Source organism: Flavobacterium sp. LHD-80, from assembly GCF_030929605.1.
Lineage (GTDB): Bacteria > Bacteroidota > Bacteroidia > Flavobacteriales > Flavobacteriaceae > Flavobacterium.
Genome location: NZ_JAVFVS010000011.1, coordinates 1 through 26,203 on the forward strand (window position 1 = coordinate 1; position 26,203 = coordinate 26,203).

Consider the following 26,203-nt stretch of genomic DNA (forward strand, 5'->3'; position numbering starts at 1 on the left):
TAATTACTAATCACTAAGGACTAGTCACTAAAAACCTTAAGGTGGTTATTGCGGCGGGGCTCACCTCTTCCCATCCCGAACAGAGAAGTTAAGCCCGCCTGCGCAGATGGTACTGCAGTATTGTGGGAGAGTATGTCGTCGCCTTTCTTTTGAAAATCCCGATTTTATGAATCGGGATTTTTTATTCTAAATTTATTTATTTTGTATAGATAAATTACGGTACCTTAGCTCAGATGGTAGAGCAATGGACTGAAAATCCATGTGTCCCTGGTTCGATCCCTGGAGGTACCACATAATGCTCGGATGGTGAAATTGGTAGACACGCTGGACTTAAAATCCAGTGAACAGCAATGTTCGTGCGGGTTCAAGTCCCGCTCTGAGTACTAAAACTTCAATTGGCTTTGCTAATTGAAGTTTTTTTTTGAATTGAAGTTCCTCCCTTTGATTTCTTATAGATTTTATATTAAAAGAGCTTATTTTAGCTTTAAGACCTTTTTTGTTGGACCTTATTAGTTTTTAGATCTTCATCTTCGGAAATAATGATAAATTTGTTTTCTTTAGTAATTACATTATGAACGAACTAATTACCGTTATAAATAGTTTTCAAAAGTTAGATACTGACACTGAAAATGCAATTCGGAAATTTTTTGTTGAAGAAAAGTTTAAGAAAAATGAGTTTATAATCCAAGAGCATAAAATATGTGACAAGATTTATTTCATCAGTTCTGGTGCAGTTCGAAGATTTTGCTTTGAGAACGATGAAGAAGTTACAAAGTGGATCTATACCGATAATCAGTTCATTACTTCCATGAGCAGTTTTTTTGAACAAAAACCTTCGTTTGAAATATTTCAGACCTGTGAGGAGACAGTCGTCTATTCTTTATCATATTCTGATGAGCAAATTTTATTGGAATATCCATTATTTTTAAAATTTCACCTTAAACAACTTCGACATTATCTTTCTAGAATTAATGAATTTCATCATTTATTTCGTGTAATGACGGCTGAGAAAAAATATCTATTTCTATTAGAATCATTTCCTCAAATGATTCAAAAAGCTAAGTTAAAACACATCGCTTCGTTAATTGGTGTAAGTCAGGAAACTTTAAGCCGGATTCGCGCTTCAATTATTTGATATTAGGTCAAAAAATAAATTTTTCTTTTTTTCAATATTTGCTATGTTATTAAATTAAGTACTATTGAAAAATACTGTAATAGACAAAAGTGCAATTATTGGAAAAAACGTTCACTTTGGAAATTTTACCACAATCGAAAATGATGTAATAATAGGTGATAATTCTTGGTTAGGAAATAACGTTACAATTTTAAGTGGTTCGAGAATTGGAAATAATTGCCAAATTCACTCAGGTACGGTATTAGGTGGAATTCCGCAGGATTTAAAATTTAATGGTGAATACACTTTATTGGAAATGGGAGATAATAACATTATTAGAGAAAATGTTACGATTAATCGTGGTACTTCTTCAAAGGGAAAAACTCGAATTGGAAATTCTAATTTAATTATGGCAAATGCTCATATTGGCCATGATTGTTTTGTTGGTGACAATTGCATTATTGGTTTTAGTGTCGGAATGGCTGGAGAAGTGATTGTTGGGGATTGGGCTAATATTAGTGGATTGACAGCTATTCATCAATTTTCATCTATTGGTAGTCATTGTATGGTTAGTGGTTTGAGTAGAATTGTAAAAGATATTCCGCCTTATATTACAGTTGCACATGAGCCCTTGCAATATGTAGGATTAAATAGTGTCGGTCTTCGTAGGAGAGGTTTTACTTCCGCAAAAATGGAGGAGATTAAAGCAATTTATAAAATTATTTTTCAGGAAAAGAGAAATACTAAAAACGCCTTAGAATATATCGAAGAAAATTTTGAACCAACTGTTGAGCGTGATGAGATTTTAAATTTTATTAAATCATCAAAACGCGGAATAGTGAAAGGCGTGTAGAATATAAAAAGCCTCCAATATTTTGTATTGGAGACTTTATTGTTATGTGAATTAAAATTAGATGAAAAATACCTTGACAAGCCTTCTACTCATATTTGAGGTATTTCAAGACATTTGCTTTAGTTGCGTAATAAGCTCGTGATAAAACAATTATTAAAGTCAGAACTAATAGGATAATAAATCCTGCAACGAACGGCATTATGGTAATGTCAATTCTAAAAGCAAAATTTTGAAGCCATTTATTCAATAGGAAGTAAACGGGAAATAATGCAATTAGAAATCCTATAATACAATACAAAACATACTGTTTCGATAATTCTTTGAGTAAAACATTGGTTTCGGCACCTAATGTTTTTCGAATGGCAATTTCTTTCATGCGTCGTTGTATAGAATAAGATGCTAAGGCAAATAATCCAAAAAGAGCAATTAGAATTACAACAATATTGAGCAATGAAAATAAGCTTTTTTGTTTTGAGTAAGTTTCATAAGTTCTCGCATATTGTTTGTCTACAAAATCATATTGAAACGGGTATTCGGTATCGACTTTCGACCATAATTTTTCAATATTGGTGATCGTGTTTTCCAAATTGTCAGCATTTAGTTTTATGTAAACTTTATTTATGTTTTCAGCCATATCAAAGGTTTTAATATGATTGAAAACAATTGGCGGTACCTTTAATTCGGGGCTTAATATGTTAAAATCTTTGACAACGCCAATGATTTTTAATTTTTGCTCCCGTATTACAAGTTCTTTTCCAAGAGGAGATTTTAGATTCATTAGTTTTTCAGCCGTTTCATTTATTATAACTGAATTAATGGTGTCAGACGCTAATTTTTTATCAAAATCTCGTCCTTTTATTATTTTAATATTCAGCATTTCAAACATCCCATAATCCAAATTGATTATTCTTTCCTTAAAAAGTTCATTATTGTACAAAACCCCGGCGAGAGAATTATCTAATCCGTCAAAAGAAATAAGGCCAGTCGAAACTTGTTGAACTCCCTTAATTTTATACAGTTGTTGTTGTATAATGCTGTATTTACTGTAAATATTTTGTGCGACATTTTCGGACTGATATTCGATTGATGGAAAATTTAGGGAAACCGAAATTACCTGATCGCCTTTAAAACCAAGATCTTTATTTTGTAAATATTTAATTTGCTGATATACAATGTTAGAGCCAATAATAAAAAAAGCAGCAATTGCAAATTGAAGAATAAGTATTCCATTACGCAACCAAATACCATTTTTGCTTCTTTCGAAATTTCCTTTCAAAACTTTAAAGGTTTTAAAATTGGCGATATAAATTGCCGGCAATAATCCAGCAGTGAAAATCGTAATGATGAAAATCAGAAGCAATTGTACATAAAATTGATTGGCAAGAAGTAGAAGGTTTTTATTTAAAAAGTTGTTGTAATAAGGCAAAATGAGTTCTACGATTACCAATGCTAGTAAAACAGAGAAACTGGTTGTTAAAATAGTTTCAAATAGAAACTGAATGATAATATCACCTTTAGAAGCCCCCGATATTTTACGAACTCCCACTTCTTTTGCTCGCTTTACCGCGTTTGCAGTGGCGAGATTGACATAGTTAACAATCGACAGAATGAGAATTAAAACAGATAAACCCATCATGATGATTAAAAATTGATAATTTCCTCGCGCTTCTGGATAACCATCGGTTATCGAGTGTAATCGGGCTTTTGATAAAGGTTCAAGAATAACTGTAAAATGCCCCACTTTTTTAGTCATAACTTCGGCCGTAAAACCTGCTTCTTTGGCAATTATCGCAATAAAATCGTGATTGTAAATTCTTTCGAGTTTCTGTCTTATAAGATCAACTTTTGACGGATCTTTTACTTTTAATAATAATTTTAAAACAAACGGACCCCTCAATCCGGAAGTTGTATATTGTTTCATTTTATTGATGATGACATTTGGCGCAATTGAAGAATTTCCAGGAATACGGTACACGGCCCTTACAGAAAAGAGCTGGTTAAAGCATTTTATTTGTTTTCCAATGGGGTTCTCATTTCCAAAAATCCTTTTAGCTGTAATATATGAAATAGCAATGCTGGAATCATCTTTTATAGCTGAAATTGCATCACCCTTAATAATTTCGAAAGGAAAAAAAGAAAAGAAATTTTGTTCGACATTTATAATTTTATCTACAAACTCTTTTTTTCCTTTGTAAATAATTTTATCCTTTTGATACCAGCTATCAGCATAAAGTATAGATTCTATATTAGGATCTTGGTCTAAAGCCGGTTTTAGGAATAAGGCACAATCGGATAGGGCTGGCATATCGCTTAGTTGAACCAAAACCTGATATACTTTTTCTTTCTCAGGATTCCAGGCATTATAACTTTGCTCGTCGTTCCAGTAAAGGAGCGCGAAAATCAATCCTGAAATTCCAATTGATAATCCTAAAACATTCAAAGCTGTGAAAAGCTTGTTGTTTTTAATTTGGTAAATAAATATGTGGAGCCAGTTTTTTAGCATCTTATTCGTATTTTAAATATTTTAAAATGTCAGTTTTTGTAGCTTGATAGGAGCGCGAAAGAACCACTGCAAGCGTTAGTAATAATAAAGCTGTGAACCCAATTAGAAAAGGAGAAATAGAAATAGAAACTCTATAAGCAAAATTCTCTAACCATTTATTTAATAAATAGTAGGCAGGAAAAGAAGCAATCAAAAAACCAATTATACTGAAAAGAACATATTGCTTACAAAGATCCTTCAATAAATCATTCGTTTCGGCACCAAGTGTTTTTCGAATAGCAATTTCTTTCATACGCCTTTCAATAGAATAAGAAGCTAGTGCAAACAAACCAATAAGAGCAATTATAATAACAATGATGTTTAGCAACGAAAAAAGATTTTTTTGTTTTACATAACTGCTATACGACCTTTTGTATTCCTTATCTACAAAATCATATGAAAATGGATATTCTGAATCTATTTTCTTTACCCATAAACCTTCTATATCAGCAATAGTTTGCTGCATTGTTTTGGGATCTGCGGTTACATAAATATTATTTAAAAGACTATTAAACCAAGGCACGCTTTTAAAGTGGAATATTGACATTGGTGGTATAGCTTCGCCCGGATTTCCAATATTAAAATCTTTTATAACTCCCACGATAATGGCTTCTTTTCCGTCCCAGTTTATTTTTTTACCAATAGGATCTTTTTCATTCAATAATTTTAACGCAGTTTCATTGATCAACATCGAATTGATGGTATCCTGAGCATATTTCGGACTAAAATAGCGACCTTTGATTAATTTTATTTTCATCATTTCAAGAAGTCCAAAATCTACAGGAACATTGTTCCCATCAATATTGATGTCTTTATAATGATAAGAAATTACAGATTTTGCACCATTTCCCATAACAAAGCCACCGCCAGCGACTTGCTGAACTCCTTTTATGCGTAGCAGTTGATTTTTGATGTTATTATATTTGCCAAATTGATCTTTATCGGTAATTTTTTCACCATAGATATTTCGATAAGAGATGTTTAAAATTTGGTTTCCGTTAAAACCTAAATCCTTAGAATTCATGTAATCAATTTGTTGATATACAATATAAGAGCCGATTATAAAGAAAGCGGCCACAGCAAATTGAAAAATCAACATCCCGTTACGAAGCCAAACGCCACTTTTGCTTCGAATAAAATTTCCTCTCAAGACTTTTAAAACCTCAAAATTCGAAACATAAATCGCCGGAAATATTCCTGCTACAATTACTGTTACAATAAAGATAGCGCCTAATTGTAAATACAATTGCCAGCTTTGCAGTACAAAATCTTTTTCTAAAAAAGCATTGTAATAAGGAATCGAAAGCTCGACAATAACAAGAGAAACCAAAATGGAAAACAATAAAATGATTGCAGTCTCAAAAATAAATTGCAGAATTATATTGGTTTTAGAAGCGCCAATAACTTTTCGAACTCCTATTTCTTTCGCTCTTTTTACAGCATTTGCGGTTGCCGAATTAACATAATTTACAATAGATAAGATCAGGATCAAGATTGAAAGCCCCATAAAAATTAGCAAAAGCTGATAATTTCCGTTGCTCTCTATGAGACCGCCAGTTTTGGTATGCAAACGAATAGAGGACAAAGGTTCTAAATGAGGTTTTACTTCTCCAAATTTTTTAATAAACTCTTCTGGAGTCATACCCTGAAATTTGGCGCGAGGCGCAGTCATGTTATCATAATAAATTTTAGAAAGGCTTTTTGTTACTAATCCTGCATCAGTTGGATTTTTTAATTTTAATAAAAGTATAAACTGAAAATTCCCCCATTGCTGAATAGTGTTTTTTATTCTTAAATCCATAAAATTGACTATGCAAGAAGGATTAAAAACCGATTTTTTATCCAGTTTATAAACACCTCTGACAACTAAAACTTGATTTTGCAAAACTATTTTTTTGCCAAATGCACTTTCACTTCCAAAAAGTTGTATTGCAAGTTCTTCAGACAAACAAATACTATTGCCATCGGGCAAACCGGTTTTTGCATTTCCTTCGATAAATTGATACGGGAAATAATCAAAAAAGTTTTTTTGCGCTACAACAACTTTTTCGGATTGTACTTTTTTACCATTGTAACGAATGATTTCATCATCATAATTTCCGTTTACATAACAATACGATTCAACTTCCGGACTTGTGTTTTTTATCGTTGAACCAATTGGTGCCGAACTTGAAGCCCAATATGTAGTAGGATCCATTTGATTGGCAACCATAAAAACATTGTCTTTATTAGGATTCCATCGGTCATAACTTTGCTCATCATTCCAATACAGAATGGCAAAAATCAATCCGGCAATTCCTATACTCAAACCCAAAACATTCAAAGCTGTAAAAAGCTTGTTGTTTTTTACCTGAAAAATAAAAATACTAATCCAATTCTTCAGCATGGCTCTAGTTTTTAGAAGTTACTAAAACATCGACATTTCTATGATTTTGTTTTTCAGAAAGAATAACGCCATCTTTCATTAAAATGGTTTTTTGTGAAAAAGAAGCATCATAATCAGAGTGCGTTACCATTAAAATTGTAGAACCGCTGGCATGAAGATCAGTCAATAATTCCATAACTTCATTTCCGTTTTTACTATCTAAGTTTCCTGTTGGCTCATCGGCCAAAATAATTTTCGGATTATTGATTAAAGCTCTCGCAACCGCCACACGCTGTTGTTGTCCGCCCGAAAGCTGTTGCGGAAAATGTTTCAATCGATGCGAAATTCCTAAAATTTTTGCCATCTCATTTACCTTTTGCTTTCTTTCAGAAGAGGGAACATTATTGTAAATCAAAGGCAATTCAATATTGTCATAAACCGACAATTCATCAATTAAATTGAAATTTTGAAAAATGAATCCGATATTTTCTTTTCTGGCTTTTGATCTTGATTTTTCTTTTAAACCTACCATTTCTTGGTCAAGTAAATGATAACTTCCGTCTGAAGCACTGTCCAAAAGTCCGATGATATTTAATAAAGTTGATTTCCCGCTTCCGGATGGCCCCATGATCGAAATAAAGTCGCCTTGATTTATAGTTAGTGAAATTTCGCTTAATGCTTTGGTTTCTAATTCCTCAGTTCTAAATACTTTTGAAAGTTTGTTGATCGTAATCATAATGGATTGTTTTTAGTTTTGATTGATTTTCTTTTTAAAATATTTTCCCTTTTGAAGTAAAAGAAACGCATCGGAAAATTAAGATAATTAACAATGCGATTTTTTGTTATTTTTACTTTCGAAAGGGCTTAATAATTAATGATTTATCAGTACAATTGTGATTTTCGTGCCAAAAATTTAAACCTTGTAACTGCTTTATTTTTAAGATTTTATTTTCTGAAAAAAAGTATTACTGTCCATAAGTGGACACCTTTCGTCCAAAACCGAACAAAAATGAAAAAGACAAACGCTTCAATTTTAATCATCGACGATCAGGAAGACATCCTTTTTGCGTCGAAAGTCTATCTGAAAAAGTATTTCGAGAACATTTATACGCTCAATAATCCGAAAAATATTGTCGAATTATTGGCAAAAAATACCATCGATGTTGTTTTGTTAGATATGAATTACAGGATTGGTTTTGAAGATGGAAGAGAAGGTTTGTATTTGTTAAAAGAAATAAAAACGCTTTCGCCAAAAACAGTTGTGATTTTAATGACCGCTTTTGGAAAAGTGGAAACGGCGGTCGAAGGTTTGAAATCTGGCGCTTTTGATTATATTTTGAAACCTTGGGAAAATGTAAAATTATTAGAATCGGTAAAACAGGCCGTTGACAAAGCGAGAAAAGAGCAAAAGAAAATTAAAAGCCCCGAAAGTGTTGATGACTTTTTTATTGGTCATTCTGAAATTATAAAAAAAGCGTATTCGCTTGCCGATAAAGTGGCAAAAACGGATGCCAATGTTTTGATTCTTGGTGAAAACGGAACTGGAAAATTTGTGTTGGCGCATCATATTTTTGCACAATCTGAAAGAAAAAATCAGCCTTTTATAAATGTTGATTTAGGATCTTTAAATTCAAATATTTTCGAAAGCGAATTATTCGGATACGCAAAAGGTGCTTTTACCGATGCAAAAACTGACACGCCGGGACGTTTTGAAATGGCGCAAAACGGAACTATTTTTTTAGATGAAATAGGGAATGTTCCGCTTCATTTGCAATCAAAATTATTGCAGGTGATTCAAACCAAAACGGTAACAAGATTAGGCGAAACAAAACCAAGACCTTTAAATGTTAGAATTATTACGGCAACCAATTTGAATTTAAAACTCGAAGTTGCTGATAAAAATTTTCGTGAAGATTTGTATTACCGAATTAATACGATGGAAATTATTTTGCCTCCTTTGCGCGAAAGAATCGAAGATAAAATTCCGTTAGCCGAATATTTGTTGGAAAAAATCAGCGAAAAATACGGAAGAAGCCAAATTACTTTCGATAAAAAAGTTTTAGAACAAATCGAAAAACATGCCTGGAACGGAAATATCAGAGAAATGGAAAATAAGATCGAACGCGCCATTATTCTTTGTGAAAATAATAAAATCACGGTTTCCGATTTAGATTTGGAACAAATAACCGAATATGAAAATCCGGATGATATTCAGCTTTCTTCTGTAGAAAAAGCGACTGTGGAAAAAGCTTTACTGAAACACAATAATAATATCAGTAAAACCGCTGAAGAACTAGGCTTATCAAGAGGTTCTTTGTACCGACGTTTGGAAAAATATAATATCAGCACCAATTAATATGCTAAAATCTTTAAAAACATATCAGCTTCTTTTTCTGCGGTTAATTTTGATTTTGGTGGGAATCGAATTTTCTATTTATCTGCATAAAATCAAATATGTATTCGCACCTATTTTTGGCTTTTTGATTGTCTTTTTTATGATTGTCGAATTGTATTTTTATGTTAAAAATATCATTCTGCTTTACGATAAAACCATTTCTTCGATTATTCAAAATGATTTTAGTTCCGATTTTTCAAAACATAAATCGGGAAAAAATGATTTGTTCCAGCTTTATGATATTTTGAAGAACAAGCAAAATGAGCAGGTTTCAAAAGACATAATTTATACTTCGATTTTAAATAATATTGAAACAGGAATTATTATTCTGCAAAAACAGGAAAACGATTGGAGTATTTTTTTAATGAATGATTATTTTTCAAATCATTTTAATGTGCCGAAATTCTCAAAATGGAAATATCTTAAAAATCAGTTGCCGACATTGTGCGATATTATTGATAAAGATGATTTTCAGGAAATAAAAACGGCAATCGAAATCAGTATTAATCAGCAAAATTCACAGACTTTTGTTTTACAGGCATCGCGAACGGAGATTTTTGAAAATGATTATTTTATTGTTTTATTAGATTCGATTCAGAATGTTGTCGAGAAAAAAGAGAAAGATGCCTGGATTAATTTGATGAAAGTAATCTCCCATGAACTTTTAAATTCGATAACGCCAATTCGTTCCATTTGTCAAAATTTACAGGATTTGGTTGAGCAGGATTCATTGTCAACTGAAGATTTAGACGACATAAAAAACAGTGTCGAAACCATGCTCAGACGAAGCGATCATTTACAGAAATTCGTTGAAGGTTATCGCAAACTGGCGATGCTTCCGTCTCCAAAAAAACAAAAAATTGAATTACAGGATTTGATTCAGAATTGCCTTCGAATAATGGAACCTTTGTTGAAAAGGGAAAATATAGAAATCGTAAATTCCAGTTCATTTAATTATTTGATAAATGTTGATACACAACAAATCGAACAAGTTTTAATTAATCTTTTGACGAATTCGATAAATGCTTTAAAAAACAATAATCAAAAACAGATTTTCATTTCGGCAGAAGCCAAAGAAAAACGAACTTTTATAAAAATTGCAGACAGCGGAAATGGAATCGAAAAAGAAATCGAAAGCAAAATTTTCCTTCCGTTTTTCACCACAAGAAATGAAGGCGCCGGAATTGGTCTGACTTTATCTAAAAATATTATTGAAGCGCATGGCGGTTATATTAATTATAAAAGTGAGACCGGAAAAACGGTTTTTGAGATTTGTTTAATTGAAGATTGATTTGTTTCTGCCCAAATAAATTTATATTAGCGAAAACTATCTATTTTTAATTTATGTTATTAGCCTTCGATACCTATTATTACGACAATAAAGCCAAAACAGTCTGCTTAGAATTTACAGAATGGAATCAGGAAAAAGATTTTAAAGTTCACACCGAAATTATTAATAATGTAGAAGATTATGTTCCAGGCGAATTTTATAGAAGAGAATTGCCATGTATTCTCAGCTTATTGAATAACATTGATTTAAAATCAGTTTCTGCAATTATTGTCGACGGTTTTGTATATTTAGATGACGATAAAAAATATGGCTTAGGTGGCCATTTATATGAAAAGCTAGAAAAGAAAATTCCAATTATTGGTGTCGCTAAGACGAATTTTGCCAGTATTGAAAAAGATAAAAAAGCGTTATTAAGAGGCGATAGTAAAAAGCCTTTATATGTAACTTCTATCGGAATTGATTTGGATGATGCTTTTCAAAAAGTGGAAAGTATGGCCGGCGAATTTCGAGTGCCGACTTTGCTGAAAGAAATGGACAGACTCACAAAAGAACTTTAAAATCTTTCTGGACAAAACGCTTTTAATTACAAAACTGAAAGCGAAAAAATGACTTTTGAGATTTGTCTAATTGAAGGTTAATCGTCCATTTTACATTATTGCATTTTTTAAATAGTGCTAAAATTTTTTACTTAAATTTGTGTAAGAGAAGTTGTAAATTGACTCTCATTAAAAAACAAAATTTATATCCATGAGCACAAATCCTACTTTTGCAATAACTTCAAATTTCCTTAGCGACATAAAGACTCAAACTGCTGATTCTCATAGAAAATTAGAAGAGCTTCCAGTTTCTGCGTCAATTATGTCGCCTGAAATGAAGATTGAAGATTATATTTTTTATCTCAATTTAATGCATGATGTTCACAACGATACTGAAACATTTGTGTTTCCTTTTTTTACTGATCTTTTAGAAGACTTAGAACTAAGAAAAAAGAAACATCTTATAGAAAATGATCTTTCATTTTTAAATGCAAAAAAATCAGATGCAGTAAAAGTTTTTCAAACTGAAGGAATTTCGGCACCATTTGCTTTAGGAATTTTATATGTAGTTGAAGGTTCTACTCTTGGCGGAAGATTTATTTTGAAGAATGTTTCAAAGTTTCCTGAACTTTCAGGTGATCAAGGCGTTTCTTATTTTAATGGTTATGGTGATAAAACCGGAAGTTTTTGGAAATCATTTCTGAATTTTTTATCAGAATACGAACAAGAACATAATTGCGGAGATGAAATTATAGAAGGAGCAATATTTGCTTTTGATAGTATTTACAAGCATTTTGACTGTAAAACAAAATAATGAAGATTAAGGATATAGTCAATCGGGATCTTGTTACGCTAACCAATTGCGAGCATGAGCCTATACATATTCCGGGTAAAATCCAGCCACATGGTTTTTTGATCGGTGTTACATCTTCCTGGAAAATAGATTTTTGTACAGAGAATATTTCTGAGTTTTTAGATGTGCGTCATACTCAAGTATTGGGGCAGGATTTTGTTGCTGTTTTTGGTTTGAATGTTGAGAAAAAGATTTTAGATTATATTAATGAAGATAAAATTCAGGATGTTTTTCCGCTGGAAATCGAGCTTTTAGGAAAATCGTTTCAGATAAGCATACATAAAAGTTTTGATATTTATGTTCTTGAGGCCGAGCCAAAGTTTGAAGGAAAAGAAAAACTTGCCGATGTGTATGCGCAGACGATTCAGTTTGTAACACAAATGAACAACACCAAATCGCTCAAAGATTTGTGCGCTCTTGTCGCGGAGGGAACTCGCGAAATAACAGGTTATGACCGTGTCATGATTTATCGTTTTGACGAACAATATAATGGAGAAGTTTTTGCCGAAGACTGCAGGGAGGATCTCGAACCCTTTTTAGGATTGCATTATCCACATACCGACATTCCAGCTCAGGCAAGAGAATTGTATATTAAAAACCAGTTGCGTCTAATCGTCGATATTGACTACAAACCTGTTCCTATTTTTACGGTTGATGATAAAGAAGGAAAAAATCTGGATCTAAGTCTTTCGATATTAAGAAGCACGTCGCCAATTCATGTCGAATACTTAAAGAATATGGGAGTTGGCGCAACATTAACCATTTCGTTGATTCACCATGATAGATTGTGGGGTTTGATTGCCTGCCATCATTATTCAGAGAAAAATCTTTCTCCGGAAATCAGGCTTGCAGCAAAACTTCAAGGCCAGTTTATAACTTCTCAGATTGATATCAGACAATCTAATGATGAAAATATAAGTGCTCAAAAAGCAACTCTGGCATTGGAACAATTAACAAATTTGGAACTTCCTATTTTGCATGAGGGATTAGAGACAATTGTGAGTACACAGCAAATATTAGATATTTGTAATGCGACAGGTGTTTCTATTGTTTCAAGAGGAAAAATTTTCAAAAATGGAGAAACACCCTCAGATGAAAAAATCGAAATTTTAATAAAAGAGATTACTGCCAAAAACAACGATAAAGTTTTTGTAACCAATAAAATCAGTGATCATTTTCCTGAAATAGCGCAAAATTCAGATTTCGCCGGGATTATTTATCATTCGCTTGGTAATAATGATCATATTATATGGTACAGACCGGAAACTGTTTCGGAAATAAATTGGGGTGGTGATCCTGAGAAAAGTATCATAAAAGATAGTAATGGTCTGCATCCGCGAAATTCATTTAATATTTGGAAACAGATTGTTAAAAATCAAAGCAGTATTTGGAGACCATACGAAATAAATGTAGCGGTTCAATATGCGCATACGTTGCAGAATCATCTTATATTGATTATGTTGAGCGAAGAAGAGGAAAAGTACCGCAACCAAAGTGAAATATTAAAAGAAACCAATTCGGAACTTGAAAATATCAACTGGATTAGTACACATGATCTTCAGGAACCTTTACGTAAAATTCAGCTTATTACATCCAAAACGTTGTCTGAAATTGATAGTATCTCCTCAGAATCCATTTCAAATTCTTTAGAACGTGTTTCAAAATCGGCCAGTAGAATGAGTGTTTTACTGGAAGATATTCTAAAATATACACGAATCAAAAATAACAGAGAAACTTTGCAAAAAGTAAATCTGAACGAAATTCTTGAGGCGACTATTAAAGAAATGAACGAAACAATTGCAGAAAGCAATGTAGTAATTGAATCGGAAAAACTTCCTGAAGTTCATGCCATCCATTTTTTAATGAGACAGTTGTTTGCCAATGTTCTTCAGAATTCATTAAAATATTCATCATCTGAAAGGACTCCAAAAATCAAAATAACGGCTTCTCAGGAACCGGTAATTATGCATCATTTGTATAAAGTGTATTGTTATTGGGTTCGTTTTTCGGATAACGGAATTGGTTTTGAACCGCAATATGCCGAATCAATTTTTAAAATATTCACAAGACTTCATGCGCAGGAACAATATACCGGATCTGGAATAGGTTTAGCTTTATGTAAAAAAATTATGCAGACTGTTGGTGGTGATATTCATGCTGAAGGAAAACTAGGTGAAGGTGCAGATATTGTTATTTATTTTCCGTGTGATCCTGAAGATACACTTTTGCCTTTGTAATGATGCATTCCAAGGAAAATTATATTGGTCTCAGAAATAGTTCAAAACTATCTGTTTTAGTATATATAGCTTTCAGCTTCTAAAAAACTTTTTAACCGCAAATTGCGCAAATTTACACAAATTAATTCGCGGAAATTTGTGTAATTTGTGGTTAAATTAAGCTTTGTAATATTGCAGACTTCGAGTCTGCTGAACTTCAAGGATATTGTTGCTTAATTGTTATCTCGTTTGAATTCAATTAAATAAAAATGAAACTCACTATCCAATCCCTTTTACCAGACGCTTCTATTTCACATTTTGTTCACAGCTTTTGGATGGTGGAGAACAAAACGGGAAATGACATTCCGGGAACAATACTCCCAAACGGAATGATGGATATGACGCTCATGAAAATAAATACTAAGAATTGGGAAATTTCAATTCGCGGATTGGATACAGTTTCAAGTCAAGTTAATATTGCTAAAGATGTGCGAATATTTTCTGTTGGATTTAAACTTTTGGCTGTTGAATATTTATTTGGAGATTCTATAAAAGAGGTTTTGAACGGAGGAAAAACGATTCCGAATGATTTTTGGCAATTTGATGAAATTGATACCGAAAGTTTAGAAAAATTTCAGAAAAAAGTAACGCAGAAGATCAATTCAATTTCCATAAAACCAATAGATGACAGAAAGAAGAAATTATTTGAACTTATTTATGCATCGCATGGCGCTATAACTGTAAAAGAACTTTCAGAAAAAGTGTTTTGGAGCAGTCGCCAGATTAATCGGTATTTTAATCAGCAATTCGGAATTTCACTTAAAGAATATTGCAAGATTCTGCGTTTTGGATCTTCTTTTAAAGATTTAAGCGAAGGCCGACTTTTTCCTGAATTGAACTTCACAGATCAAAATCATTTTATAAAAGAAATAAAGAAATATTCGGGCGTTACACCAAAAGAGCTCAGCAAAAATAAAGATGAACGTTTTATGGATATTGCAGCGATTAAAAAACTGCCAACTCAAAAAAACGACTGATTTTTACTATTTCTGTCAAAACCTTCTTCGCAATTTTGTATCGAAATTAAATGATACAGAAGATGTTACTACAAAATAAAAAAATAGCCATTATTGGCGCTGGCCCGGTTGGTTTGACAATGGCAATTTTGCTTCAGCAAAAAGGAATTGACGTAAACGTTTATGAAAGAGATAAAGATGCGCAAACTAGAATTTGGGGCGGAACTTTAGATTTGCATAAAAATTCCGGACAAGAGGCGATGCAAAAAGCGGGATTGTTAGAACGCTATTTCGAACTCGCAATTCCGATGGGAAGAACCGTTGCAGATCAAAACGGTAAAACTTTATTTAAACACAATACAACTCCAGAAGAAGCGCACGACAATCCTGAAATAAACAGAAACGATTTAAGAAATTTGCTTTTAAATAACTTAAAAAGTGATACTGTTGTCTGGAATAGCAAAGTAAACGAACTCGAAATTAAGAATGGAAAATGGTTTTTGCATTTCGAAAACAACAAAACCGAAACAGCAGATTTTATAATTGGCGCAAATGGCGGCATGTCGGCAATTAGAAAATATATAACTGATGCAGAAGTTGAAGAAACAGGAACGTATATGATTCAGGGTGAAGTTTCTCAGGCCGAAATTAACTGCAAAGATTTTTTCGATTTATGTGATGAAAATATCTTAATGACTTCATATAACGGAAATTTATTAGTGGCAAACCCAAAGAATGCAACATCGTTGAGTTATAATGTGATTTTTAAAACGCCGTCAAACTGGATTTCTGAAAATGAATTGGATTTTAAAAACACAGAAAGCATCAGTTCATTTTTAATCAATCGATTTTCTGATTGGGATGAAACTTATAAAGAGTTATTTCGTGCAACATCATTTTTTGTTGGACTTCCAACAAGAAAAATTTCATTAGAAAAAGAATGGAAAACTAACCGGTCTTTACCCATAACACTTATTGGTGACGCGGCACATTTAATGCCTCCATTTGCTGGTCAAGGCGCAAATATTGGTTTGGTCGATGCGATGATTTTGGCAGAAAATCTTTTAAATGGCGAATTTGAAAGCATTGAAACCGCAATTGCATCTTATGAGCAAAAAATGTTTGCTTATGCCAAGGAAGCGCAGGAAGAAACCAGAAATAATGAGCTTGTAATGCGCGCTCCAGATTTTTCTTTTATGAAATTTGTCAATTAAGCTTTTTAGGTAGTCATAAATTTTTGACCTATTGTATTCATTTTTAGTTTGAACGTTATTTGTTTTATCAAATAAAAAAGTAATTTTATGACTACTAAATAATAAATTATGGCTGCCAAAAAACCAGAAGAAATGACCAACGAAGAATTACTTAAAAATGAAGTACTCTTTAAAACAATAATTTATCTTTTACTGTTTTTTGCTATACTATTGCTAGCATTAGGAATATGGCTTACAATTGTAAAGAAACAATTTAGTGCTTTGACCGTTATTCCGCTCTCGCTTGGAATAATTGTAATGGTCAATGCAAATACTTTGAAAACCTTGCAAAAAGAGAAAAAAAGCAGAGGACTATAAAGTGTGATTTAGCTTTTTTCGAAATACAATAAAAAAACTCCTTAAGAAATTAAGGAGTTTTTTATTAGCGAATTTTAGCTGAAATGCATTTTAAATTTACATTCCCGGCCAATATAAAAAGTTGAATTTGTGACCATCAGGATCTGTAAAACCAAAAGTGTAGCCTTGCTGAAAATTTTCAGGCTCGGAGAAGATTTTTGCACCAGCATTTTTTACGATTTTATACCATTCGTCAACATTTTCTCTGCTGTCTGCAGACAACGAAAAAATGATTTCATTCTCAGTTTTAGTATCGGCAGATTTGCCTCGCAAGGCATTGTCAAACCTTTTTGGGATAAAAAAGTTGATCACAAAATTATTTTCTCCGTAAATAAAACTTACTAATTCTTCGGTTTCTTTTCCGTTTTGCTTGAATCCCAGATCTGAATAAAATTTAATTGTTTTTTGCAAATCATGTGAAACCAAGTTTGCCCATATCATTTTCGTTTCCATAAACTTTAGTTTTAGTTAAATAGTTAATAATCTAAATTACTGAATTAATGTTTTAATTGGTTTTCAATAACTTATAAAATTTTGTTATATAAAACTGTGATTTTTTTAAACCTAAAGGAGTTTTGAACTGGCAATCTTTTGTTTTAATTTTGCATTACTGCTGCAAAGTGCAAAACGCTGAAAATAAAGACCAATTAAAAAAGTGAAAAAGGAAGAAACAAACTGGACGATTTGTGAAGAATGTCAGGGAAGAGGAAAAAAAAGCCAGCGCATCAGCAAAAAAGTGAAGCTTCGTTATCAATTGGAATTGGACCAATTTGAAAACAATAAAAGCGAAGGAAAACCGCCAGTTCCTCCTAAAGCGCATTTAAAATTGTGTTTAAATTGCAACGGATCTGGATTAGTCCAAACTTCAAATTCTCCTTTAACAAATAAAGAAAACTATCCACATGTTGCTATTATTGGTGGCGGAATTGGTGGAGTCGCTTTAGCTGTGGCTTGTTTGCACCGACAAATTCCGTTTACTATTTATGAACGCGATACTAATTTTGATGCTAGATCGCAAGGTTACGGATTGACTTTGCAACAAGCAAGTAAAGCAATGGCAGGATTAGGAATTTTAACTTTAAAAGATGGCGTTGTTTCATCCAGACATTTGGTTCATACAACAGAAGGAAAAGTAATTGGAGAGTGGGGAAACAGAAAGTGGATTCAGTCAGAAGAAAAAAAATCTCCGAAACGTTCGAATATACATATCGCAAGACAGTCACTGCGATTAGAACTTTTGCAACAACTTGGAGAAAGTGATGCTTTACAATGGGGACATCAATTAGTCGATTTTAAACAAAATGGGAGCGAAGGCGTTGAGTTAACTTTTAATGTCGACGGAGAAACAAAGAAATCAAAAGCAGATCTTGTTGTTGGTGCCGATGGTATTCGAAGTTCAGTGCGAAGATTGCTTTTAGGAGACGATATTGCACCTTTGCGATATTTAGATTGTATTGTGATATTAGGAATTTGCCCGTTGAGTGCGCTTGAAGATGTTGAAAGTGATTTATTAGATTCGGCGACCGTGTTTCAAACCGCAAATGGAAACGAACGAATTTATATAATGCCTTATAAAGCAGATTCGGTAATGTGGCAGCTTAGTTTTCCAATGTCAGAAAATGAAGCTAAGGAATTAAGTGCACTCGGCCCAAAAGCACTAAAAGAAGAAGCAATCGGAAGAACACAATGGCACAATCCTATTCCGCAGATTTTGAGCGCAACAAATGAAACTCAAGTTTCGGGTTATCCTGTTTACGATCGAGAATTACTCGATGCTGAAATATTGAAAAAAGGCGACGCAGTTACTTTAATTGGTGATGCGGCACATCCAATGAGTCCTTTTAAAGGACAAGGCGCTAATCAAGCACTACTTGATGCGCTTTCTTTGGCTAGAAACATCACAAGAGGATGCAAATCTTTAAAGCATTGGAAAAAAGTTGGAATCAGAGAAAGTGTTTTAAATGAATTTGAAGCCGAAATGCTAAAACGCAGCGCTGTCAAAGTAAAAGATTCTGCCGATGCGGCACTATTTCTTCATTCTGAAATTGTACTTCACGAAGGTGATGAGCCTAGAGGACGCTGTTTGAAGAAAAAATAATTTTTAGCTATTTTGATAATTCTTAAATTTTTATTGGCTGTTTTTTGTTGTAAAACATTGTAAAACATTGTTTTGTGAACATTCGTACTAATAGACTAAAAAAGTCGTACCATTTTTTTAAAACAAATGAGTACGACTTTTTTTATTCGGTCGCGTAGCTCTTGCTTCTTTTTCAAATTTGTATCGAAATAAATTTTTAACCTAAAACGCGATACAATGAAAACTTCAGTAAAATTTTTAACTGTACTATTAGTAATAAGCAACTTTTCTTTTGGACAAGATATCTCTAAAAGAATCGATTCGATAATAAAGGACAATTATCAAAAAAATCCAAACGTTGGCATAAGCGTTGGTTTTATTAAAAATAATGACGAATATTTTACAGCTTATGGTAATTTGAATTCCGAAAGCCAAATTCAAATCAATAAAAATTCATTATTCGAAATTGCATCAATTACTAAAATTTTAACCTCAAATCTGATTGCTCAAGCCATTATTGAGAATAAAATAAAAGCAGATGATTATATCGACAATTATCTTCCAGCGGTATATATTCTGCAAAAGAATCTTCAGAACAAAATAAAAATTTCAGATCTGGCGTCTCATCAATCTGGTTTGCCTGATATTGATTTTGGAAAACTAATAGAATTAAATCCGCAACAGCCAGTAAGTAATGTGACCGAAAAAACATTGGCTGATATAATCAATAATTGCATTGAACTGAAAGATTATGGTAAATATCGTTATTCTACAATTGGATATACTTTACTCGGCCAAATACTAGAAAAAGTGTATAACAAGAGTTACGATCAAATTATTACCGAAAAAATAATTGTACCCTTAAAAATGAAAAATACATTAACAAAGGATTTTAATGTAAGCAACATTACAACTGCGCACAATCCTGATGGTGGTATTCAGGAATTTTTTAAATGGAATGTTACTGCGTCTGCCGGATTAATAAAATCGAATGCTGCAGACATGGTTACGTATTTAAAGGCGGTTTTAAATAGTAAAACTTCAGTAGGAAAAGCGGCGATCATTACCGAAAAAATCTTTTATAAAGATCAAAAAAGAGAAATGGGTTTAGGCACAAATATCGTTACAGATGAAAAAAATACCATTTATATGAAATCAGGTGATTCAATGGGGCAATCTTCAATTATATGTTATAACCGAGCTAAAAATTGGGGTATCATTATACTTTTAGATCAAAGAAATTCAAAAATGAGACAAGATTTGCTGAATGTAATTTATGATACTATTTTGAAATAATTTATTTAGAAAAAAACAGCCTCCAAAATGAAGTCATTTTTGGAGGCTATTTTTGTATTATTTGTTCCGAAATCAATTCGTATTTCTTTTTTTGAATAAGGAAAAATGAAGAAGTATATTCATTTTTTCAATGGATATGAGTATATGGATGCACATTAATCTTTTAATTTCTCAAAATCTACCTTTTTACTGCTTTTAAAAAAATAACTGGTTAACTCCTGCGGAATACCAAAAAGTCCATTCAGAATAAGTTTGGAAGTATAAAATAAGAGTGCTGCATTATAAATTTGAACCTTTTAAAAAAACAACTTCTGGATATTTGCTCTCATTATTAATAATTTAAAATTTTAAAGATGAGAAAAGCGCTTTTATTTATTTCCTTAAATTTTTTCTTTCTAAGTGCAAATGCCCAATTAAATGACCCCGGAAATGATTGGAGTTTAATTCAGAAAACACTTAACCTATACTTAGATGGGCAGGCAACAGGTGATTCAATTAAAGTCGGACAGTCTTTTCATAATTCTTGGCAACTGAAATATTTTGCTGATAATAAGCTGAATATTGTACGAAAATCAGACTATATAAAAGGATATAAAGCTCCAAATCCTAGATCTCCTAATTGGTCTGGGCGTATTATATCTATTGATATTACAAACAATGTTGCAGCTGCTAAAGTCGAAATTAGTACTTCAAAACTTTTGTTTATCGACTATTTTAATCTCATGAAAATAAATCAAGATTGGTTTATAGTCGATAAAATTTCAACTAGAATACCTCATAAAATGGTTGAAGCTGTAGTTGCAAAAACGAAGTAATTATTTTCCTAATAATTTTCGTACCTAAAAAACCGCATTTCATACCTAATCCTTGATTACATGCTGAATAAGGATGTTTTCGGATATATTTTTGCCTCTCAAATCTAAAATAAATAATTTATGAAAAAGAGATGGTTTAGCAGATTTTTATACGTTGCGACTATAATAATATTTGTTTTTATCAGTGTTTTTATATGGGCAGATAATGAGTTAAATAAAGTTTTAGGTAAATCAACCAAAGTCATTACTATTTCTTCAATTGTTAAACCATCCACAGCAACTCAAATAAAAAATGTAAATGTACTTTCTGAAGATTGCACTTATTTTATAAAAAATCAAGATGTACTTATTAAAGATGGTACAATAATTCAAATTGGAAAAAATCAATTGCTGGATAGCACGATTACGAGTATTGACGGAACTGGAAAATTCCTGATTCCGGGTCTTGTAGACAGCGATGTTCATTTAAAAGAAAGCAAAAATGATTTGTTTCTGTATTTAGCAAATGGTGTAACTTCTGTTAGAGAAATGGCTGGAAGTGAGGTAATTTTAGAATGGAGAAAAGAAATTTTAAATGACAATATTGGACCGAGAATGTTTATTGCTTCTCCGCCCATATTTAGCGAAAGTGGACTAACGGGTTACTATTACAGCTGGACGAGACATGCAATTAATTATTCGAGCCAAAAAGAGACTGAAAAAGCAATCAAAAACATAAAAGAACAGGGTTATGATGCCATTAAAATGTATGGTTTTGTTAATCCTGAAATGTTCAAAACCACGATAGCAATTGCCAAAAAGCAAAATATTCCAGTTATAGGTCACATTCCGTTAGTTGATTTAGAAACTTTATATAAATCAGGCCAAATTGAAGTGGCTCATGTTGAGGAATTAACCGTAAAAACGATTGATGAATTTGGAAAATCAATTTCTAAAAATCCGAAAGAGTTTCTTCAGTTTTTAAAAATACGTTCTGACCAAATTGCAAAAAAGCTCAAAGAGAAGAATATAAGTGTTACTTCAACGGTTTGGCTTTGTGAAAGTTTTTCGAATCAAAGATTTAACTTGAAATCTAAGCTTAAAGAAATAGAACTTCAATATGTTAATCCGAAAATCATTGAGGGAACGCCACTTTATAAAATGGGTTGGTTGCCTGGCGAAAATGGTTACGAATATGATGGAAAGGATGACGATAAAGCAAAAAAGTTATCCCAAATTTTTTGGAATACTTATTCCGAAGCGATTCATATTATGACAAAAGCGTTGGTTGATAATAAAGTTACAATTATGGCTGGAACTGATGCGAATGTAGCTACTGTTGTCCCGGGATTTTCACTTCATAACGAATTAGAATCTTTGTCTAAAACCGGAATGACGAATTCACAAGTGCTTTATGCTGCAACTGCTGCGCCAGGCAATTGGATGAAAAAAAATACCGGAAAAATAAAAACAGGATACAAAGCTGATTTGGTTTTGCTTACTAAAAATCCATTAGAAAATATTTCAAATTCAAAGACAATTGAATATGTTTTTTTTGATAAATATAGAATCGATAAAATCCAAATTGAAAATATTCTAAAAGCGATAAAAGATGCAAATGATCAAAATAGAAAAATAAATATTGATGAGTATTTATGAATGAAAAAAACTCCTTAAGAAATTAAGGAGTTTTAATTTAGTACTTAACAGCCATCTTCACTAAGGACACGTTTATAAATTACTTTACCATCTCGTTCTACATAGTCGCCCGATAGTATTGGATACGAATACTTGGGTGCGTACGATACGCTATGACTTTTTAAAATTATTTTGTCATTAACTTTCAGGCTCTGCAATTGCTCAAGTTGAGACATTTGCGGCTCAAATCTAAGAATATAGTCCTCACCATTAATTCTGACCATCATTCCAAAACCTAATCGTGATCCCGGCGGAAGTGAAAGTGAGGTTACAACAGCCTCCATATTAGTAAAGTCACTTATAGGCTTGCTTATTTTAGCAATACCGGCAAGAACTTTTTCGCCTTCGGGAGACTCTTTCCACTTTTTGACCTTTATGCCATCAGGGCTAGCTTCCCATTTTTTCAGTTCGGCTTTCCGTTCAGCGGCAGAGAGTGTTTTTGGAGTTGGTTTTTTAGGAGTTTCATTTTTACTTTCAGAATTTGCAAACACTAAACTGCTTACTGCAACCAGCGGTAAGATCAGCGCATAAATGATTTTTTTCATATTTTTTATTGGGTTTAATTAAGATAGACCTATCTCCTGATAAATCTTGTTTATGTAAAGCATTCTTTTTATTTTTCACCGCCTTTTAAAGTTGGTGTAACAAAATTACTTTGATATATTTCAGCCTGAGGAACTTAGATTGTAAATAAAAATGTAAACTTTGTAAATAAAAACTTGACACTATGTCTAATAGCCAAAATCTTCTGTTCAGGAAAGGCAAGTACCTTTTTGGATTGATGTTGCTTTTGTTTTTGTCTGCAATCTGTATAGCTTTCAATATAACTGATAGCGATGACTTTGCTATTGCAAGAAGGGAAACTTTGCTCCGCAGAATCGGACATGAATTACTTTTACAGTCGGGAGACACTACATCTAGAGTTCTTCCCATACAAAAGATTGCTGAAAATGAGTACCAGATCAGGTTTGAGAATGAGTTTGCTTTTCAAACTGACTCTTTGGTGAATGTTACGCAACGTTTATTGGCCAAAGATCCTCTTACGGTTGATTATATTGTTAACGTAGTAAACTGCGGTACTAACAGTGTAGCTTATGGATATGCTATATCAAAAAATAAGAAAGATGATATTGTACCATGCAAAGGAAGAAAGCAGCCGTTAGCATGTTATACCATTAATATCAAATTTAAACCAGTGGGTATAAATACGGCAAAGAATAAATATTTTTTGGTTGGCCTGTCATTTTTGGCTTTTATTGGATTTGTTGTTTTTAGATCTGCTAAGCCGAAAGCAATTTTGACTGATAATAATACTAGTTTATTTACTTTAGGCTCGTTGGTGTTTGATGCGAAGAATCGTAAGTTGATCACAAACGAAAAAACACTAGAACTCACTGGAACTGAAACCCGTTTATTGCTCATTTTTGCATTGTCTCCCAATGAGACCATAGAGAGAACGCGACTGCAAAAAGAGATATGGGAAGATGAAGGCGTTATTGTGGGCCGTAGTCTGGATATGTTTATTTCAAAACTTAGAAAAAAACTGGAATGTGATCCTAACATTACAATTGTTGTTGTAAGAGGGAAAGGATATAAGCTTAATATCGACTCTTAGGCAGAGATTTTATAGCGTGAATTTGCAATCCGTGTCCATAACAGTGAGACACTATGCTAATCCGCAAAACAAAAAAAACTAACCTTTGCAGGTACGGAGTACAAATTTGCACTTTCAGAATAGTATTAACTTAAAGTTATACGATTACAGAATGAAGATATTGGTTATCTTAGTTTTAAATAAAGATAATTTAGGGTGTAAAAATCATAATTTGATAGCTAATAGTATTCTTAAAATAAAGTAAAACCCATTTCATAAAATGAAAATAAAACGCATTATTACAATTTTTCTTTTGACCTTTTTTACAAAGGTTCACTGTCAAGATATAGCAAATTTTAAAGTTGATTTTAAATTGTCTTTGGATAAAACATTTAATGAAGAGAATCTGAATAAATTATTTTTAAAATATCCGCATCTTTTAACCCCGCAAAGTGATATTACACAATTAACATCAAATTTAAAAGGAGAAACTCTAATAAACTTTCCTTTAAGCAATTTTAAAAATGACAATTTATATATCGATAATATTAATAAACTATTGAATTCAGAAAATTCATATCAGCGTTTATTTTCTTATTTAATCGTTGGTGCTTCTAATGATTTATCAAAAGAAGAAGAGTTGTTGAAAAGGTTAAAATCAGAAAAAGAAAAAGGGAATTTAATTTGGTGCGGAATGTCATTGTTGCATTTAAAAACGAAACACACTACTGAACTATTTGATTTTTTAGTAGAAAACGAAAATTTTGGTGATACACATATGATACCTTTATTTTTTAAACTAGATAGAGATAGCTTACAAGCAACAGCATACAAAAGATATGACAGTAAAATTTTAAAAGCCAAAATTTTAGCCATTCAAACATTATCACGAACAGGAAAAAATGCCGAAACAGAGAAAATTGTTTTAGACGCGGTTAAAAACTGGGATATAAACATAAAAGGATATGCAATTTATACCGTAAAAGAACTTCAAATGGGGAATTTATTAGAAACCTTTAAACCATTTTTAGCCGATAATAAAACAAGAAAAATTGCCTTACAAGCTTTAGCAGAAAGTCCAACAAGCAGTGATGTTGCGTATTTAAAATCATTAACAACTCAAAAAGACAGCATTTCAGATGATTTGTTAGATTGCTTTCTTGAATCAAAGAAAGTTGAGAATCTAAAGTATTGGTTAGAATTATTAAAAACAAGAAAGATTTCAAATGATTATTATTTTTCAGTTCCAAATAATCAATTAATTTACGCTGACGAATTATTGCCTAATATCCAAAACACTTTAAAAGAGTGCAAAAACGAAAAAATACTCGAAGAATTAGTCCGAGCGTTACAAGGTAGAAATGATATTGAAAGCACAAATATTTTAATTGACTTCTTAAAACATAAAAATCCTTCTATAAGATATTGGAGTGGCGTTGCATTAAAAGGAAATAAGAATCAAAAAGTAATTGATCTTTTGCCAATCTTAATAAATGATCAAGAATATAGAACAACTGCTTTAGTAGATTTGCTTATTGAAAATCATATAGATAATCAACAAAGCACATTTGAAAAACTATATAAAAACAGCGGTGAAAATCTGGATTGGGAAAGGAGTTCAATAGAGTATTTATCAAATTATCCATTAGAAAAACATAAAGAACTTTTTAGAAAAATTTTAAAAAGTGAGGAATCAGATTTTTCAATGCGATATGATGCTGCATTAGGATTGGGAAGATTAAAAGATGTGAGTTCAGTCGATTTGCTGATTAAAGTTTGTGAAGAAACGAGAAAAGAAAGTGACTTAAATTCAAGAACATACCTAGAAGCATTGGCAATGGTCAAAGGAGAAAAAGCGGAAAAGGAAATTAAATCATTTCTCAATAGTGATGAAGAAGTTGTAAAAGAACTTGCAAACGAATTATTGAAAAAATGGAATTAAATAAAATATAC

The 26,203-nt window shown here is 32.1% G+C and carries 21 protein-coding genes, 2 tRNA genes and 1 rRNA gene; 19 read left to right on the top strand and 5 right to left on the bottom strand.

The features are described from left to right. Window positions 1-37 precede the first annotated feature (37 nt). From rrf to lpxA, 5 genes are all read left to right on the top strand, one after another. Window positions 38-147, top strand: a 5S ribosomal RNA gene (rrf, locus tag RB619_RS14770). 71 nt (window positions 148-218) lie between these two features. Next, a tRNA-Phe gene (locus RB619_RS14775) sits at window positions 219-291 on the top strand. Window positions 292-297: 6 nt separating this feature from the next. Next, window positions 298-383, top strand: a tRNA-Leu gene (locus RB619_RS14780). Window positions 384-571: 188 nt separating this feature from the next. Continuing rightward, complete coding sequence (locus tag RB619_RS14785; RefSeq protein ID WP_308098771.1) at window positions 572-1,135, top strand: Crp/Fnr family transcriptional regulator; 564 nt, start codon at window positions 572-574, stop codon at window positions 1,133-1,135. Window positions 1,136-1,199: 64 nt separating this feature from the next. Continuing rightward, on the top strand, window positions 1,200-1,967 hold the full coding sequence (gene lpxA / locus RB619_RS14790) for an acyl-ACP--UDP-N-acetylglucosamine O-acyltransferase (RefSeq protein ID WP_308098777.1): 768 nt from the start codon (window positions 1,200-1,202) through the stop codon (window positions 1,965-1,967). An 85-nt stretch (window positions 1,968-2,052) separates the two neighbouring features. Here lpxA and RB619_RS14795 read toward each other — a convergent pair whose 3' ends face one another. Genes RB619_RS14795 through RB619_RS14805 form a run of 3 tightly spaced genes read right to left on the bottom strand, consistent with a single transcriptional unit; the run spans window position 2,053 to window position 7,610 of the window. Further along, window positions 2,053-4,470: an ABC transporter permease gene (locus tag RB619_RS14795; protein ID WP_308098787.1), complete on the bottom strand. Its 2,418-nt coding sequence runs from the start codon at window positions 4,468-4,470 to the stop codon at window positions 2,053-2,055. Between the two features lies 1 nt (window position 4,471). After that, window positions 4,472-6,895 carry an FtsX-like permease family protein gene (locus RB619_RS14800; RefSeq protein ID WP_308098793.1) on the bottom strand — a complete coding sequence of 808 codons (2,424 nt, stop codon included), beginning with the start codon at window positions 6,893-6,895 and terminating at the stop codon, window positions 4,472-4,474. A gap of 4 nt (window positions 6,896-6,899) precedes the next feature. After that, complete coding sequence (locus RB619_RS14805; RefSeq protein WP_308098795.1) at window positions 6,900-7,610, bottom strand: ABC transporter ATP-binding protein; 711 nt, start codon at window positions 7,608-7,610, stop codon at window positions 6,900-6,902. A 273-nt stretch (window positions 7,611-7,883) separates the two neighbouring features. On the opposite strand from RB619_RS14805, the gene RB619_RS14810 reads away from it, so the two are divergent. From RB619_RS14810 to RB619_RS14845, 8 genes are all read left to right on the top strand, one after another. Next, entirely contained in the window at window positions 7,884-9,230 is a 1,347-nt protein-coding gene (locus RB619_RS14810; protein WP_308098797.1) for a sigma-54 dependent transcriptional regulator, read from the top strand. 1 nt (window position 9,231) lies between these two features. Continuing rightward, on the top strand, window positions 9,232-10,560 hold the full coding sequence (locus tag RB619_RS14815) for a HAMP domain-containing sensor histidine kinase (protein WP_308098799.1): 1,329 nt from the start codon (window positions 9,232-9,234) through the stop codon (window positions 10,558-10,560). A 53-nt stretch (window positions 10,561-10,613) separates the two neighbouring features. Next, on the top strand, window positions 10,614-11,117 hold the full coding sequence (locus tag RB619_RS14820; RefSeq protein WP_308098804.1) for an endonuclease V: 504 nt from the start codon (window positions 10,614-10,616) through the stop codon (window positions 11,115-11,117). A gap of 190 nt (window positions 11,118-11,307) precedes the next feature. Beyond that, window positions 11,308-11,910 (top strand): biliverdin-producing heme oxygenase, encoded by a 603-nt coding sequence (locus tag RB619_RS14825; protein WP_308098806.1) that lies wholly within the window; start codon window positions 11,308-11,310, stop codon window positions 11,908-11,910. After that, a complete protein-coding gene (locus tag RB619_RS14830; RefSeq protein WP_308098808.1) occupies window positions 11,910-14,186 on the top strand; it encodes an ATP-binding protein in 2,277 nt (758 codons plus the stop codon). Before RB619_RS14825 ends, RB619_RS14830 begins: the two co-directional genes overlap by 1 nt. 248 nt (window positions 14,187-14,434) lie before the next feature. Then, complete coding sequence (locus RB619_RS14835) at window positions 14,435-15,202, top strand: AraC family transcriptional regulator (protein WP_308098810.1); 768 nt, start codon at window positions 14,435-14,437, stop codon at window positions 15,200-15,202. Window positions 15,203-15,252: 50 nt separating this feature from the next. Next, window positions 15,253-16,395, top strand: a complete 1,143-nt coding sequence (locus tag RB619_RS14840; RefSeq protein WP_308098811.1) for an NAD(P)/FAD-dependent oxidoreductase — start codon at window positions 15,253-15,255, stop codon at window positions 16,393-16,395. Window positions 16,396-16,503: 108 nt separating this feature from the next. Further along, the gene (locus RB619_RS14845) at window positions 16,504-16,752 is read left to right on the top strand and encodes a hypothetical protein (protein WP_308098813.1); all 249 of its coding nucleotides are present in this window, start codon (window positions 16,504-16,506) and stop codon (window positions 16,750-16,752) included. A 96-nt stretch (window positions 16,753-16,848) separates the two neighbouring features. On the opposite strand, the gene RB619_RS14850 is transcribed toward RB619_RS14845, so the two are convergent. Next, complete coding sequence (locus tag RB619_RS14850; RefSeq protein WP_308098814.1) at window positions 16,849-17,244, bottom strand: VOC family protein; 396 nt, start codon at window positions 17,242-17,244, stop codon at window positions 16,849-16,851. Between the two features lie 193 nt (window positions 17,245-17,437). On the opposite strand from RB619_RS14850, the gene RB619_RS14855 reads away from it, so the two are divergent. The 4 genes from RB619_RS14855 (at window position 17,438) to RB619_RS14870 (ending at window position 22,617) form a co-directional block, all read left to right on the top strand. Then, window positions 17,438-18,889 carry an NAD(P)/FAD-dependent oxidoreductase gene (locus RB619_RS14855; protein ID WP_308099644.1) on the top strand — a complete coding sequence of 484 codons (1,452 nt, stop codon included), beginning with the start codon at window positions 17,438-17,440 and terminating at the stop codon, window positions 18,887-18,889. 216 nt (window positions 18,890-19,105) lie between these two features. Beyond that, window positions 19,106-20,164 carry a serine hydrolase domain-containing protein gene (locus tag RB619_RS14860; RefSeq protein ID WP_308098816.1) on the top strand — a complete coding sequence of 353 codons (1,059 nt, stop codon included), beginning with the start codon at window positions 19,106-19,108 and terminating at the stop codon, window positions 20,162-20,164. A 353-nt stretch (window positions 20,165-20,517) separates the two neighbouring features. Next, on the top strand, window positions 20,518-20,979 hold the full coding sequence (locus RB619_RS14865) for a nuclear transport factor 2 family protein (protein ID WP_308098817.1): 462 nt from the start codon (window positions 20,518-20,520) through the stop codon (window positions 20,977-20,979). A 120-nt stretch (window positions 20,980-21,099) separates the two neighbouring features. Beyond that, on the top strand, window positions 21,100-22,617 hold the full coding sequence (locus RB619_RS14870) for an amidohydrolase family protein (protein WP_308098819.1): 1,518 nt from the start codon (window positions 21,100-21,102) through the stop codon (window positions 22,615-22,617). A 44-nt stretch (window positions 22,618-22,661) separates the two neighbouring features. Here the strand turns inward: RB619_RS14870 and RB619_RS14875 are convergent, their stop codons facing one another. Beyond that, window positions 22,662-23,201, bottom strand: coding sequence for a hypothetical protein (locus tag RB619_RS14875; protein WP_308098821.1), 540 nt, complete (start codon window positions 23,199-23,201; stop codon window positions 22,662-22,664). 182 nt (window positions 23,202-23,383) lie between these two features. Between RB619_RS14875 and RB619_RS14880 the strand changes: the two genes are divergently transcribed. Both RB619_RS14880 and RB619_RS14885 read left to right on the top strand, forming a co-directional pair. Further along, the gene (locus tag RB619_RS14880; RefSeq protein WP_308098823.1) at window positions 23,384-24,271 is read left to right on the top strand and encodes a winged helix-turn-helix domain-containing protein; all 888 of its coding nucleotides are present in this window, start codon (window positions 23,384-23,386) and stop codon (window positions 24,269-24,271) included. Between the two features lie 259 nt (window positions 24,272-24,530). Beyond that, window positions 24,531-26,192, top strand: a complete 1,662-nt coding sequence (locus RB619_RS14885; protein WP_308098825.1) for a hypothetical protein — start codon at window positions 24,531-24,533, stop codon at window positions 26,190-26,192. Window positions 26,193-26,203 lie beyond the last annotated feature (11 nt).

Coding starts and splice junctions, on each gene's coding strand:
- RB619_RS14825 (WP_308098806.1), top strand. CDS start 11,308: ATGAGCACAAATCCTACTTTTGCAATAACTTCAAATTTCCTTAGCGAC.
- RB619_RS14850 (WP_308098814.1), bottom strand. CDS start 17,244: ATGGAAACGAAAATGATATGGGCAAACTTGGTTTCACATGATTTGCAA.
- RB619_RS14785 (WP_308098771.1), top strand. CDS start 572: ATGAACGAACTAATTACCGTTATAAATAGTTTTCAAAAGTTAGATACT.
- RB619_RS14875 (WP_308098821.1), bottom strand. CDS start 23,201: ATGAAAAAAATCATTTATGCGCTGATCTTACCGCTGGTTGCAGTAAGC.
- RB619_RS14880 (WP_308098823.1), top strand. CDS start 23,384: ATGTCTAATAGCCAAAATCTTCTGTTCAGGAAAGGCAAGTACCTTTTT.
- RB619_RS14805 (WP_308098795.1), bottom strand. CDS start 7,610: ATGATTACGATCAACAAACTTTCAAAAGTATTTAGAACTGAGGAATTA.
- RB619_RS14870 (WP_308098819.1), top strand. CDS start 21,100: ATGAAAAAGAGATGGTTTAGCAGATTTTTATACGTTGCGACTATAATA.
- RB619_RS14865 (WP_308098817.1), top strand. CDS start 20,518: ATGAGAAAAGCGCTTTTATTTATTTCCTTAAATTTTTTCTTTCTAAGT.
- RB619_RS14885 (WP_308098825.1), top strand. CDS start 24,531: ATGAAAATAAAACGCATTATTACAATTTTTCTTTTGACCTTTTTTACA.
- RB619_RS14795 (WP_308098787.1), bottom strand. CDS start 4,470: ATGCTAAAAAACTGGCTCCACATATTTATTTACCAAATTAAAAACAAC.
- RB619_RS14800 (WP_308098793.1), bottom strand. CDS start 6,895: ATGCTGAAGAATTGGATTAGTATTTTTATTTTTCAGGTAAAAAACAAC.
- RB619_RS14835 (WP_308098810.1), top strand. CDS start 14,435: ATGAAACTCACTATCCAATCCCTTTTACCAGACGCTTCTATTTCACAT.
- RB619_RS14845 (WP_308098813.1), top strand. CDS start 16,504: ATGGCTGCCAAAAAACCAGAAGAAATGACCAACGAAGAATTACTTAAA.
- RB619_RS14815 (WP_308098799.1), top strand. CDS start 9,232: ATGCTAAAATCTTTAAAAACATATCAGCTTCTTTTTCTGCGGTTAATT.
- RB619_RS14860 (WP_308098816.1), top strand. CDS start 19,106: ATGAAAACTTCAGTAAAATTTTTAACTGTACTATTAGTAATAAGCAAC.
- RB619_RS14820 (WP_308098804.1), top strand. CDS start 10,614: ATGTTATTAGCCTTCGATACCTATTATTACGACAATAAAGCCAAAACA.
- RB619_RS14810 (WP_308098797.1), top strand. CDS start 7,884: ATGAAAAAGACAAACGCTTCAATTTTAATCATCGACGATCAGGAAGAC.
- RB619_RS14830 (WP_308098808.1), top strand. CDS start 11,910: ATGAAGATTAAGGATATAGTCAATCGGGATCTTGTTACGCTAACCAAT.
- RB619_RS14840 (WP_308098811.1), top strand. CDS start 15,253: ATGATACAGAAGATGTTACTACAAAATAAAAAAATAGCCATTATTGGC.